This is a genomic window from Arthrobacter sp. zg-Y1110 (genome assembly GCF_025244865.1).
Classification (GTDB): domain Bacteria; phylum Actinomycetota; class Actinomycetes; order Actinomycetales; family Micrococcaceae; genus Arthrobacter_B.
Window position 1 is genome coordinate 2,141,199 of sequence record NZ_CP104272.1, and the last position, 13,306, is coordinate 2,154,504.

Annotated in this window: 12 protein-coding genes; 7 read left to right on the forward strand and 5 right to left on the reverse strand. The window is 64.0% G+C overall.

Annotated elements, in window-relative coordinates:
• The first annotated feature begins 84 nt into the window (after window positions 1-84).
• The 3 genes from N2K99_RS09960 (at window position 85) to N2K99_RS09970 (ending at window position 3,765) form a co-directional block, all read left to right on the forward strand.
• Window positions 85-1,278, forward strand: a complete 1,194-nt coding sequence (locus N2K99_RS09960; protein WP_227933672.1) for a cytochrome P450 — start codon at window positions 85-87, stop codon at window positions 1,276-1,278.
• A gap of 12 nt (window positions 1,279-1,290) precedes the next feature.
• Window positions 1,291-2,259 (forward strand): PaaX family transcriptional regulator C-terminal domain-containing protein, encoded by a 969-nt coding sequence (locus N2K99_RS09965; RefSeq protein ID WP_227921126.1) that lies wholly within the window; start codon window positions 1,291-1,293, stop codon window positions 2,257-2,259.
• A 90-nt stretch (window positions 2,260-2,349) separates the two neighbouring features.
• Window positions 2,350-3,765 (forward strand): hypothetical protein, encoded by a 1,416-nt coding sequence (locus N2K99_RS09970; protein ID WP_227921123.1) that lies wholly within the window; start codon window positions 2,350-2,352, stop codon window positions 3,763-3,765.
• Window positions 3,766-3,861: 96 nt separating this feature from the next.
• Here the strand turns inward: N2K99_RS09970 and nrdF are convergent, their stop codons facing one another.
• The 4 genes from nrdF to nrdH form a co-directional block, all read right to left on the reverse strand.
• On the reverse strand, window positions 3,862-4,836 hold the full coding sequence (gene nrdF / locus N2K99_RS09975; RefSeq protein ID WP_227921120.1) for a class 1b ribonucleoside-diphosphate reductase subunit beta: 975 nt from the start codon (window positions 4,834-4,836) through the stop codon (window positions 3,862-3,864).
• A gap of 54 nt (window positions 4,837-4,890) precedes the next feature.
• Window positions 4,891-7,029 (reverse strand): class 1b ribonucleoside-diphosphate reductase subunit alpha, encoded by a 2,139-nt coding sequence (gene nrdE / locus N2K99_RS09980; protein WP_227922734.1) that lies wholly within the window; start codon window positions 7,027-7,029, stop codon window positions 4,891-4,893.
• Window positions 7,026-7,523, reverse strand: coding sequence for a class Ib ribonucleoside-diphosphate reductase assembly flavoprotein NrdI (nrdI, locus tag N2K99_RS09985; protein ID WP_227921118.1), 498 nt, complete (start codon window positions 7,521-7,523; stop codon window positions 7,026-7,028). The genes nrdE and nrdI overlap by 4 nt, the downstream gene beginning before the upstream one ends.
• A gap of 98 nt (window positions 7,524-7,621) precedes the next feature.
• Window positions 7,622-7,867, reverse strand: a complete 246-nt coding sequence (nrdH, locus tag N2K99_RS09990; protein WP_146361766.1) for a glutaredoxin-like protein NrdH — start codon at window positions 7,865-7,867, stop codon at window positions 7,622-7,624.
• A gap of 450 nt (window positions 7,868-8,317) precedes the next feature.
• Between nrdH and N2K99_RS09995 the strand changes: the two genes are divergently transcribed.
• From N2K99_RS09995 to N2K99_RS10010, 4 genes are all read left to right on the forward strand, one after another.
• Window positions 8,318-9,256: a LysR family transcriptional regulator gene (locus N2K99_RS09995; protein WP_227921116.1), complete on the forward strand. Its 939-nt coding sequence runs from the start codon at window positions 8,318-8,320 to the stop codon at window positions 9,254-9,256.
• 40 nt (window positions 9,257-9,296) lie between these two features.
• On the forward strand, window positions 9,297-10,397 hold the full coding sequence (locus N2K99_RS10000; RefSeq protein WP_227921113.1) for an aromatic acid exporter family protein: 1,101 nt from the start codon (window positions 9,297-9,299) through the stop codon (window positions 10,395-10,397).
• Window positions 10,398-10,507: 110 nt separating this feature from the next.
• Window positions 10,508-11,386 (forward strand): NAD(P)H-binding protein, encoded by an 879-nt coding sequence (locus tag N2K99_RS10005; protein WP_227933673.1) that lies wholly within the window; start codon window positions 10,508-10,510, stop codon window positions 11,384-11,386.
• A gap of 321 nt (window positions 11,387-11,707) precedes the next feature.
• A complete protein-coding gene (locus N2K99_RS10010; protein WP_227921109.1) occupies window positions 11,708-12,133 on the forward strand; it encodes a hypothetical protein in 426 nt (141 codons plus the stop codon).
• 64 nt (window positions 12,134-12,197) lie between these two features.
• Here the strand turns inward: N2K99_RS10010 and N2K99_RS10015 are convergent, their stop codons facing one another.
• Window positions 12,198-13,271 (reverse strand): App1 family protein, encoded by a 1,074-nt coding sequence (locus N2K99_RS10015; RefSeq protein WP_227921107.1) that lies wholly within the window; start codon window positions 13,269-13,271, stop codon window positions 12,198-12,200.
• Window positions 13,272-13,306: the final 35 nt, after the last annotated feature.

A 13,306-nucleotide genomic window follows, 5' to 3' on the forward strand; every position in this document is an offset into this window, starting at 1 on the left:
TCCCCATGCCCTTATGGCAACGCTTCGCCGGCCTCGGCCGGCGCCCCCGCATCCGGGGGACGCGCCGCGGAGTGGTCTCCCGCCATGGACGAGACGTTCGGCAGTGCCCACCAGGATTACGCAGAGCTGCGCCGAAGCAATCCCTTCCCGTGGAGCGATGACTTCGGCGGCTTCTGGTCGGCAACAACCTACGAGGATATTGTCCGCATTACGCAGGACGATGAACTTTTCATCACCTCCGTGCAGAACGTGGTTCCTCATGTCCCCAGATCCTCCCGCAGGCCTCCCCTGCATTTCGATCCGCCGGAACACACCGCTTACCGTGAAGCAATTGACCCCGTCCTGCGCCGTTCAGTGGTCCGGGAGCACGAAGAAGCCTTTCGAGCGAGTGCACGGGAGCTGGTGCAGTCGCTCTTCCTCAGCGACGACGCCGACGGCGTCCGGGATTTTGCAGCCCCCTATGTCATGGACTGCTTCGCCGCTTTCCTGGCCGTGCCGGCCTCCCTCGCCCGGCGTATCCGGGACATCGGAGTCCGATACTCCTTCGCCATCCAGGACATGGATGACGACGTCATCGGGCAATGCAGTACTGAGCTCTACACGATAGCGGAGCAGGTGTACCGGGAGCGGGTGGAAGCCGGCGCCGACCCAGAGCGGGACCTCGTCTCCAGTCTTCACCAGGCTGCCCTGAATCCGGAGAACCATATCAGCGAGCGGACAGCAATAGCCACGATCCGGCAGATGATCGTAGCCGGCATGGGCGCACCACAGGCCGTTCTCGGCAGCTGTCTGGTGCATCTTGCACAGGACCAGGTCCTTCAGCAGCATCTGCGGGAGCACCCGGAAGACCTTGCTCCTGCCATAGAAGAGTTCCTCCGGCTCCACGCCCCCTACCGGGTCTTCGCGAGAACAGCCAGCCGAGACACGGAAGTCCACGGGCGGCCGGTCCGCGAAGGCGAGCCCATTGCCCTCATTTTCCCGTCCGGGAACAGGGATGAAGGGGTCTTTGCGAGTCCGGACGATTTTGTGCTGCGGAGACCGAACAACTCGCATTTGGCCTTTGGGCGCGGTGCGCACAAGTGTCCCGCGGCAACCATGGGACGGCTGGAACTGCTCATCGCATTGGAGGTGCTTCTCGAACACACGGAGGCCTTTGAACTGGCGGGTGATGTCGTGATGATGAACTGGCTGGAGTACGGACCCCGAGCCGTCCCGCTTCGACTGCGGGTCACACCGGACACGGGCAACGCCGACGCTTCCAGCGGGCCGGGCGAATGACAGAATCGTCCCATGCCCACGTCCACATCCGTGCCGGTTCTTCCACGCTTCCAGAACGGCGCCCGTTCGCAGCAGCTACTGACGGTCCTGTTGGGAGATTACTGGCACGCACGGAAAGAGCCCATCCCCTCGGCTGCGCTTGTCGAGTTGCTCCAGGTCTTCGGGATTACAGCAACAGGCGGACGAGCGGCGATTCAACGCCTGGCCCAGAGAGGGTTCCTGACCGGAACGAAGGCAGGACGCCAGACGGCATATGGGGTGTCACCCATGAGCCGCGAACGCATCAATTACCACGTCCGTGCCCTCTTCATGGGCCACGTCGCCCAGCCGTGGGACGGCACATGGACGCTGGTGGGATACTCGCTTCCGGAGGACGCCAGGGGTACGCGGCGGCTGCTGCGCGACCAGTTGCGCCAGCTTCACTTTGGAAATCTCTACGACGCACTATGGATCAGGCCCGGCAACCAGCTCGAATCCGTCGTCGAGCTCCAGGCGAACCTGGGAGCACAGCTGAACCAGGGCCACCTGACTGTTTTTACCGAAGCGAAGCTGCCCGAGGGCACGGGGCTGGACGCGATACACGCTGCCTTCGGCCTCCCGGAGCTGGCCGCGGACTACGCCGCTTTCATCGATCGGTGGGAGCCTTTCGCCCAGAAGCTGGAGCAGGGACCGGAAGCAGTGCTGGGGTTGCCGCCGGGTTCATCGGAACGGTCAGGGGACGAGGCCCTCCGGTTGCGGACCTCCCTGATGGCGGATTGGCGCACCCTCCGCAGGCAGGATCCCCACCTGCCTCATGAACTGCTGGGGGCCGGTTTTCCCCTGCACCGGGCCGTTGCTGCCTGCGCCGCCCTCTATGACAGCCTTGGTCCAGCGGCCGAGGCAGGTGTTCGCCGGATACTTCGTGTACACGACGAGCAGTTGGCTGAGCGGATCACGCACCATACGTTCGCTGCATCGGCTTCCCTTCTCTCGGAGGACTGATTCCCGGTCTATGCCCTGCGGTGCCGCCGTCCTCCCGTTATGCATCTCCATTGCCGCGCGCTGAACAGACGTGCTACTGGAAGGACGAACATGCCATACCGCACCCCAACCTCCCATTCCGCCCGACGCCCCGGCGCTGTCATAGCCGCCGGCGTCGCGTGCGCCCTCTGCCTTATCCCGGCGTCGACGGCCACCGCCTCGCCGAACCCAGCGACATCCCCGGCGGCCGCCGCCGGGACCGCCGAATTCCGCGGCGACTTGCCCCAGGGTGGCCGCTACGTCCTGTATGCACCAACCCACTGGAACGGCACCGCGCTGATCTGGAATCCCGGCTACGGTGGCGGTGCCGGTGCTGAACCCGCAGCCGCTCCGTCTGACGAGCTTCGGCGCTGGCTTCTGGACCAGGGGTATGCCCTCGCGGGAACCACCGCGGCGACGGGTGGATGGGCAGTAGAGGAGTTGATCGCCAACCAACCCGCAGTCGCTGCCGTGATAGAGGAGAATATGGGGGAACCCGGATCCGTCATCGCCTGGGGCGCATCCATGGGCGGACTCACGTCCGTGGCCAGTATGGAGGCCTATCCCGCAGAGGTTGATGCAGCACTGCCGCTGTGCGGATCCGTTGCCGGTGCGGTGCCTATGCTCAACGGCAGCCTCGACGGCGCCTTCATCCTGAAGATGCTCCTCGCCCCCGACGACCCACGCCTGGAACTCGTGAACGTCACTGATGAGCAAACGCGGCAGGCAGCCTTCCGCCAAGTGCTGGACGAAGCGCAGGCTACACCGGCTGGCCGGGCCAGAATCGCTTTGGCGGCCGCCGTCGCACAGATTCCGGGGTGGACCCAGCCGGAGGATCCGCGGCCGTCACCAAAGGACTATGCCGCTCAACAGCAGCAGATGTACTCAGCCTTTATGTTCGGCGTCATCTCTCCCCGGCAGCCGCTTGAAGGACGGGCGGGCGGAAACTTCTCCTGGAACACCGGGGTCGACTATGCCGGGTCACTGATTCATTCGGGGAACTCCAAGCTGGTCCGCGACCTCTATTCCCAGGCCGGCATCTCCCTGAAAGAAGACCTCAAGACCCTGGCGGCCAGTGACCGGATTACCGCCGATCCCGGCGCATTGGCCTACATGCAGGCCAACGCCACCCCTAGGGGAGAGCTTTCCGGACCGGTGCTGTCCCTCCATGAGACCGGGGATACGGCACCCACCGTTACGCAGGCGGGAACATATGCGTCCCGTGTCAGGGCCAATGGCGACAATCGGTTGCTCCGACAGGCCTTCGTCGACCGGCCGGGGCACTGCAATTACGCCGACTCGGAAGTTGCCGCCGCCGTCACTAGTCTCCAGCGCCGGCTCGAGACCGGAAGGTGGGCGAATGTGGCGCATCCAGCGGCACTTAACCGGCTGGCAGACACCATAGCGGAAGAGTCCGGTCTGGAGCGGGGCGGCACTTTTGCCACCTTCAAGCCCGATGAGATGCTGCGCGGCGAGAGGGGGAACTAAACGGTTTTCCGGCGGTCCCGGTGGCAGCAATACGGCCCTCCATCCGAGCGTTGCTCGGACGGAGGGCCGTAGTTGTTCAGGTGGATCAGACGCCCACTAGAAGTCCCAGTCGTCGTCTTCCGTGTTCACGGCCTTGCCGATCACGTAGGAAGATCCGGAGCCGGAGAAGAAGTCGTGGTTCTCGTCGGCATTCGGGGACAGGGCCGAGAGGATCGCCGGGTTCACGTCCGTCAGGGTGGACGGGAACATGGCCTCGTAGCCCAGGTTCATCAGCGCCTTGTTGGCGTTGTAGTGCAGGAACTTCTTGACGTCCTCGGCCAGGCCGACGCCGTCGTACAGGTCATGCGTGTACTGGACTTCGTTTTCGTACAGCTCGAAGAGCAGCTCGTACGTGTAGTCCTTCAGTTCCTCGCGGCGCTCCACGGGAACCGTCTCCAGGCCGCGCTGGTACTTGTAGCCGATGTAGTAGCCGTGTACTGCCTCGTCACGGATGATCAGGCGGATCAGGTCGGCCGTGTTTGTGAGCTTGGCCCGCGAGGACCAGTACATCGGCAGGTAGAAGCCCGAGTAGAAGAGGAAGGACTCCAGCAGGGTGGAAGCCACCTTGCGCTTCAGGGGATCATCGCCGCGGTAGTAATCCGTGATGATCTGCGCCTTCTTCTGCAGGTTCGGGTTCTCCGTGGACCAGCGGAAGGCCTCGTCAATCTCCTTGGTGGAAGCCAGGGTGGAGAAGATCGAGGAGTAGCTCTTGGCGTGCACGGACTCCATGAACGCAATGTTCGTGTAGACCGCTTCCTCGTGCGGGGTGAGCGCATCGGGGATCAGCGAGACGGCACCGACGGTGGCCTGCATGGTGTCCAGCAGGGTCAGCCCGGTGAACACACGCATGGTGAGCTGCTGCTCATCCGGAGTCAGCGTGGCCCAGGACTGGACGTCGTTGGACAGCGGCACCTTCTCCGGCAGCCAGAAGTTGTTGACCAGACGGTTCCAGACCTCAACGTCCTTCTCATCCTGGATCCGGTTCCAGTTGATCGCCTGGACGCCGTCGATCAGCTTCAGCTTCTCGGTCATGAATAATTCCTTGTCTTCAAAAGTTCGGGGAAGGGAATGCAGTTCGGGCAGGCCTTACAGCATGCAGGAAACGCAGCCCTCAACCTCGGTGCCTTCCAGCGCGAGCTGGCGCAGGCGGATGTAGTAGATGGTCTTGATGCCCTTGCGCCAGGCGTAGATCTGCGCCTTGTTGATGTCGCGGGTGGTTGCGGTGTCCTTGAAGAACAGCGTCAGGGACAGGCCCTGGTCCACGTGCTGGGTTGCAGCGGCGTAGGTGTCGATGATCTTCTCGTAGCCGATCTCGTACGCATCCTGGTAGTACTCCAGGTTGTCGTTCGTCAGGTACGGAGCCGGGTAGTAAACGCGTCCCAGCTTGCCTTCCTTGCGGATCTCGATCTTCGACGCCACCGGGTGAATGGAGGAGGTGGAGTTGTTGATGTAGGAGATCGAGCCGGTGGGCGGCACGGCCTGCAGGTTCTGGTTGTAGATGCCGTGTTCCATGACCGAAGCCTTCAACGCCTCCCAGTCAGCCTGGGTGGGGATGTGCACGCCGTCGAACAGTTCGCGGACCCGCTGGGTCTGCGGTGCCCATTCCTGGTTGGTGTACTTGTCGAAGTACTCCCCCGTGGCGTACTTGGAGCGTTCGAAGCCGGCGAACTTGCGGCCGGTCTCGATGGCCAGCAGGTTCGACGCCCGCACGGCGTGGTAGACCACCGTGTAGAAGTAGATGTTCGTGAAGTCGATGCCTTCTTCGGAACCGTAATAGACCCGCTCGCGAGCCAGGTAGCCGTGCAGGTTCATCTGGCCCAGGCCGATGGCGTGCGACATGTCATTGCCCTTGGCAATGGACGGAACCGAACCGATGTGGCTCATGTCCGAAACGGCGGTCAGCGCGCGGATAGCCGTCTCGATGGTCCGGCCGAAGTCCGGCGAGTCCATGGTCTTGGCAATGTTCAGCGAGCCGAGGTTGCAGGAGATGTCCTTGCCGGTCTCGTCGTAGGACAGGTCATCGTTGTACGTGGTGGGCTGGGAAACCTGGAGGATTTCCGAGCACAGGTTGGACATGATGATCTTGCCGTCGATCGGGTTCTCCCGGTTCACCGTGTCCTCGAACATGATGTACGGGTAGCCGGACTCGAACTGGATCTCGGCGAGGGTCTGGAAGAACTCGCGGGCACGGATCTTGGTTTTCTTGATCCGGGAATCGTCCACCATCTCGTAGTACTTCTCGGTGACCGAGATGTCGGAGAACGGCATGCCGTAGACCTTCTCGACGTCGTACGGCGAGAACAGGTACATGTCCTCGTCGCGCTTGGCCAGGTCGAAGGTGATGTCCGGGACGACGACGCCGAGGGAGAGGGTCTTGATGCGGATCTTCTCGTCGGCGTTCTCACGCTTGGTGTCGAGGAACCGGTTGATGTCCGGGTGGTGGGCGTGCAGGTATACGGCACCGGCACCCTGGCGGGCACCGAGCTGGTTCGCGTAGGAGAAGCTGTCCTCAAGGAGCTTCATCACGGGGATGACGCCCGAGGACTGGTTCTCGATCTGCTTGATCGGCGCGCCGACCTCGCGGATGTTGGTCAGCGCAAAGGCGACGCCGCCGCCGCGCTTGGAGAGCTGCAGCGCGGAGTTGATGGAGCGGCCGATGGACTCCATGTTGTCTTCGATACGCAGCAGGAAGCAGGAGACGAGCTCGCCGCGCTGGGCCTTGCCGGCGTTGAGGAACGTGGGGGTGGCCGGCTGGAAGCGGCCCTCGATGATTTCGTCCACCATCTGCGTGGCGAGCTGCTCGTCGCCGCGTGCCAGGTGCAGGGCAACCATGCAGACACGGTCTTCGTAGCGCTCCAGGTAACGCTTGCCGTCGAAGGTCTTCAGCGTGTACGAGGTGTAGAACTTGAACGCGCCGAGGAAGGTTTCGAAGCGGAACTTCTTCTTGTAGGCGCGGGTGTACAGCTCCTTGATGAAGGTCATGGAGTACTGGTCGAGCGTTTCCGGCTCGTAGTAGTCGTTCTTGACCAGGTATTCCAGCTTCTCTTCCAGGTCATGGAAGAAGACCGTGTTGTTGTTAACGTGCTGGAGGAAGTACTGGCGCGCAGCAGCGCGGTCGGCGTCGAACTGGATCTCTCCGTTCTTGCCGTACAGGTTCAGCATGGCGTTGAGCTCGTGGTAGCCCAGGTCCTTGTAAGCCTCCGGGAGCTCCTTGGAGTCCGTCATGCCGGCTTCTGCGACTGATGTGTCCAAAACTTTTCCAATCCTTCGTTAACCTTGGCAACGTCCTCGGACGTGCCCATGAGTTCAAATCGATACAGCACGGGGACCTGGCACTTCACGGCGATGATGTCCGCCGCGAGGCAATAGGAGTCCCCGAAGTTTGTGTTGCCCGCCCCGATCACACCCCGGATCAAGGAGCGGTTGCGCTCGTTGTTCAGGAACTTGATGACCTGCTTGGGAACGGCGCCCCGGGCCACGGCCCCCGGCTGTGCTGCCGTTCCACCGTAGGTGGGAAGCAGCAGTACGTAGGGCCGGGTAGCCAGCAGTGTGGGCTGGGAGGTGTGGAGCGGGAGAGCCGCCGCGAAGATCCCGAGCTTTTCCACAAAGCGGCGGGTATACCCGGAGGCTGAGGAGAAGTAAATCAGGGAGGCGTCCGTTTCCGGTTGTCCATCCCCTGCGGATGCCGATGCCGGCGCAAAGCCGGCTTGGTCTGCCATCCCCAGTGCCATGGTTGCTGCGCTCCTGACGGGTGTTGCGCGGGTGGTGCGTGATGCGAGGTGCTGCGGCGGGAAGCCGGACGGGGCCCGGCGGTTCCCTAGGCTACGGAGGAAACCTGTGCCTGGGCCAGCTCTTCGATCTTGTCGGGCCGGAAGCCGGACCAGGAGTCCTGCTCGGTGACGACAACGGGTGCCTGCATGTAGCCCATGGCACGGACGCGCTCGAGGGCCTCGGGGTCCTGCGACATGTCCACGCTCTGGTACACAATGCCCTTCTTGTCGAGGGCACGGTAAGTGGCGTTGCACTGTACGCAGGCGGGCTTGGTGTAAACCGTAACGGTCATGGCGTGGTCTCCCCTAGTGAAGCGTGAAGTCTGTTCTGTGATGCTGGATGGTGCCTGATGAAGCCGGCGATACTGGACGTTCGTCGTGTTCAAAAAGTTGCTTGTGGAGCTTGGTGAAGCTCTCGAAGTCTGTTCCTAGATACTACATCCAGTTCCATGCCCAGACACTACATCTAGTGCGCCCCCCAAGGTGGAACCCCTACATGATGTATTACAAGTATGTCATTACACGGGGCCGCCGTCCACAGTTTGTGCACAGGGGATGCCGCGTAAATAGGCGGGATTCCCGCGGCCCGGCGGGGGTTCTCCACAGCCTGTGCAGAACGCGATGCACATGTGACGAGGCAGGCAAGATTCACGCGTGTCGCGTACCGTGGGCGTGTCGGGTCTAGTACCCGCCAACACTAGATATTGTGGTCGGCCCCGCAGGGGCGAGGAAGGAGGGGCAGGATGGTGAACCCCGTGCACCTGAAGACGCTGCTGGAGGTCCTCCGCACCGGGTCGTTTGCCGGAGCCGCCCTGCGGCTGGGCTACACGGCCTCGGCAGTGTCCCAGCAGATGTCCGCCCTGGAGAAGGACACCGGTGCGCGCCTGTTCGAGCGTTCCGCCCGCACCGCCTCCCCCACGGAAGCCGCCGTCGTTATGGCCCGGCACGCCGTCAAGGTGCTCACCGACATGGATGCCCTCCTGGCGGCAGCGGCCCGTCCCGGACCGGGCAGCTCGGAGGTGCTCCGCCTGGGCATCTTCCCCAGCCTGGCCACCTTCGCCCTGCCGGAACTGCTGGCCTCGCCCCAGTGGCGGGATCTGGGAATTGACCTGCTGCTTTCCGTCGCCGAACCCGCACAGACCATCCAGGGCCTGCGCACGGGAGGGAACCTCGACGTCGCACTGGTGTACCAGGTGGGCCAGGGCGGACTGGCCTGGCCGTCCTCCATCAGCCGCCGCTGGCTGGGCGACGATAATTTCCGTGTGGTGCTGCCCGAGTCCTGGGGCATCCAAAGCGGTGCCGAGGTCTCGGCCGAGCAGCTGGCGGGGATGCCCTGGATCATGCATCATCCAGGTACCCCCGATGCCCTGGTGATTGAGCGGCTCTTCGCCAGCTGCAGCCTCCACCCGCAGGTGGCCGCATACTGCGATGACTTCAACGCCAGCCTGGCCATGGCTTCCGCGGGCCTTGGCGCGGCGCTGGTGCCGGAACTGGCGATGCTGAACCGGCCGGCCGGCACAGTGGTGCTGGATGTCCCCGAAATCCGGCTGGCACGCAGCATCTTTGCCCTGCTGATCCACGAACAAAACGTCCAGGTCCGGCTGTTCCTGGACCGGCTGGCCGATGTGCTGGGCCGCCGGAGCATAGTGCCGCTCCCCACATCCGGTGCCCGGCAGGGCTGAAAAGTCGTTTCCTGAGTTGGGCCCGGGCCATACTCGAAACATGACCACTGGCGAAAAAACCATCCCCAAACGGTCATTGAGTGCCGTTACCAACCGGGTAACCGGAGTCCTGCGCGTCACCCGCTTCCAGCTCGCCTTCAAGGCCACCCTCGCTGTCGGCATAGCCTGGACACTTGCCCCGCATGTGCCGGGGGTGGCTTCGCAGTACCCGTATTACGCTCCGCTGGGCGCCATTGTCAGCATGTACCCCACCGTCTCCGGTTCCTTCCGCACCGGCATGGAAACCCTCGCGGGCCTGGTGACCGGCATGCTTTTGGCGCTGGGGGCCCTGCTGATCGGCACCCCGAATGTCTGGACCATATCCGTGATCGTCGGCATTGGCGTGCTGCTCGGCGGGTTGTCCTTCCTGGGCGCGTCCGGCCGGGAATACGTGCCGATGGCTGCGCTGTTCGTGCTGCTCCTGGGCGGTGATGATCCGGACGGCTACTCGTTCGGCTACGGCGTGCAGATGCTGGTCGGCGTTATTGTCGGGCTGGCCGTAAACGCCCTCGTCTTCCCGCCCCTGCACCTGAACGGCGCCGTCAACGGGCTGGTGACGCTGCGGAAATCGCTGGCGCGGCAGCTGCGGGACATGGGGACGGCGCTGGAGGAAACCTGGCCGCCCAAACACGAGGACTGGTCCCAGCGCGAGAGCGAACTGGATACCCTGACCAAGGAGGTCCGGGAAGCCGTGGAGCTGGCGGACACCAGCCGGCACGGAAACATCCGCAGCCGCAAGTACAGCCGTGATTTCACTGCCGACTACCGGGCGCTGCGGGCCATGGAACGTGCCACCCGGCATGTGAAGGATATGACCGAAGTCCTCACTGACGCCATCTGGCGGAATCCGCAGAACGTCGCTGTCCCGGCCGCCCTGACCGTACCGCTGGCCAAGGCAGTGAACGGCTGCGCCGAAGCGGTGGAGGCCTGGGATCCGGAAAGCGAGGAGCACTCCACGGCAACCGAGGCGCTCGTGGAGCTGGTGCGCCTGGTCAACACCTCAGGCTCGGCCGACAGCCCCGTGGACGCGACGGCGGCCCTGGCCATGGACCTGCGCCGCATCCTGCGGATCATCAACACGGAGTCCGACGGCGACGCATAGCCCCGCGCCTCCCTTTCCTGCCGTGCGGGCGGACCGTTAGACTCCCCCGCAGCAGAGACCGCAACCAGGCCGCGCCGCACCAAGGATGCCGCCGGACAAGGGACAGCGCCATGAAGATTGTTGTCACCACGCCCACGGGGCACGTTGGTTCCCGGGTCCTAAGGCTGCTCATCCAGGCAGGCGTCCGGCCGACGACCCTGCTGCGGGATGCCTCCCGGCTGGAGCCCGGACTCCGGCGGTTCTGCGACCTGGTGGAGGGCAACCAGGACGATGAGGACGCCGTCCTGCGTGCCACCTTCGGCGCAGATGCCCTGTACTGGGTGGATCCGCCCAGCGATGACGACGACCCGCTGGACGGCTATGAGCGGTTCGGGGAAACGGCCGCCGCAGCGGTGACCGCCAATGCCGTTCCGCGCGTGGTGTTCCAGAGCAGTGTGGGAGCCGAGGTCCGCAGCGGGTTCGGCGAAGTGGACGGGCTGGCCCGCACCGAAGTACTGCTGAACGGTACGGGCGCACACGTGCCGCACCTGCGCTGCGGCTATTTCTTCACCAACCTGCTCGCTGACCTGGACTCCGTGCGCGCCGGCGTGCTGATCAGTATCCTCCCGGTGGGCCACCGGATGCCGTGGGTCGATCCGCGGGACATTGGTGACGTCGCAGCCGCGCGGCTGCTCGCCACGGACTGGCACGGCCGGCACACCCTGGGAGTCCTCGGTCCGCAGGACCTGTCGCTCCGGGAGATAGCCGCAATTGTTGGTGCCGCCGTCGGCCGCCCGCTGGCCGCGGAGCAGATATCCGAGACGGAGTATGCCGGCATGCTGCGCGGTGCCGGACTAACGGAGGCCCGGATTGAGGGGATCCTGGGGATGTCCCGCGGGCAGCTGGACTTCACCCCGGAGGACCCGCGCAGCCTGATGACCTCCACCCCCACCTCCCTGGCGGCGTGGGCTTACGATGTCCTTCGCCCGGCCCTGAATTCGCACCGTTAAACCAAGGGAAAATACCCCCGGAAACACCGTTGTCGGAAATTAGTTTAATCACCGCTAAAAGCGCGGAATAGCGCGTGACCAGGGCACAGGGGCACCCCTGGAATGGGCCCGTAAAGGTTGACACTGTCCGGCGGAAAAGCAAGACTCCACATAGAAACACCATTTGAACTGCGTACCGCTAAGCACCATCCGTAGGGGTCAGCCGCCCGGAAATCCGGGTTAGACAACATGGAGGGCCTCCCCACTAAAAAGGGGGAACCAATGTTAGTGAAAGAGCGCAGAATCGCACTGCCGGCAATTGCCGCATTTACTTTTGGCGCTATGTTCCTGTCCGGCTGTTCGGCAGCCGAAACGGCAGAAACAGCGGAAGGTTCCGCTGCCCCGGAGACCCCGGTAACCCAGAGCCCGCGGGCCCCGTCCGGATCGGCCTTCCCGGTCTCGGCGCCGGACCCGGGTGCAGCTGTCCTCGTTACCCAGATGGAGGACGCGGACGGCGGCAGTTTCGCCGTCCATGGTCTCCGCAGTGGTGCCGAGGCCCTTACCTTCCACGCAAATTGTGCCCAGGCCAGCACCGTCACCGTTGACGTTGCGAACATCGGCCCTGTGACGTTCTCCTGTGGGCAGGAGGGCGCAACCACCACCGCGACGGTGGATGTGCGGCCCGCCGCAGGCATCATTGACGTGGCGGTGACCGGGGCGGAAGGCGTTCCCTGGGGAATGACGATCACTGAGGCAGAACTGCCCTAAAACGCCAAACGGCCCGTGCCCTGGGACCTCCCAGGGCACGAGCCGATTCTTGAAAGCGGGAAAGCTACCCCTCGTCGGTAAGCAGCCCGAGCTCCGCGAGCTGACGGGCCATCCCGGCGCCGTCGGGCGCGTAGATCCAGGGGACGTCCACCGGGGTCTCCCCCGGCTTGCCCGTCCGTCCACCGGCCAGCACCGCTTCGCCGGCTGACAGCTGGCGGATGGCAATGGCCCGGACGTTCTCCGGGTGGCGTTGGGCGAAGTCGGCGTAGATTTCTTCGTCGTGCTGGCCGTTATCGCCGATCAGCAGCCACTTGATGTCCGGGAATTCCTGGGCCAGCCGTTCCAGCTGGCTGCGCTTGTGCGCCTGGCCGCTGCGGAACCAGCGGTCCGTGGTGGGACCCCAGTCGGTCAGCAGCAGCGGACCGGCCGGATACAGGTTGCGGGTAATGAACCGGGTCAGCGTAGCGGCGACGTTCCAGGCGCCGGTCGAGAGGTAGAGCACCGGGCCCACGGGGTTTTCCCGTGCCAGGCGGTCCATCATCACAGCCATTCCCGGCGTGGGCGTTCGGGCGTGCTCATCGAGGACAAAGGTGTTCCAGGCTGCCAGCATCGGCCGTGGAAGGGCGGTGACCATGATGGTGTCGTCAATGTCCGACACCACGCCCACCTCGGCTGCGGGATCCACCACGTAGACCGGCGCGGTGGTTTCCTCGCCGTCTTCGGAACGGAGCAGGACGGTGGTCCAGCCCGGAGCAAGATCCGCAGGAAGGACGGCGTCAACCACTCCCCCTCGGTCCGCGGTGACCACATGCTTCTGGTCGCCCACAACCACGGTGACCGTGGCTTTGTTGACCGGCGGGCTCATGAAGTTCCGCCAGCCGCGGATCCCGTCGGCGATCGCCTTGGACGCCATCGACTTTTCAGCGCCGTCGAAATAACCGGGCTTGGCCAGGATGACCCGGCCAAGTACGCGCACCCATTCCGTGGAGCCGTATCCGGTGAAGGGAAGGACTATCTGCACGTCCCCCCGCTTCCGGGCACGTTCATCGCGCCACGCATGCAGGGAATCCTCCATGCGCATGCCGAGGTGGGCCGCCGGGGTTTTGTCTGCCGGACGGTCTGCGGGGTTTTTTGTCATATTCCTAGTCTGTCAGATGCTTCGATCGCAGGTAT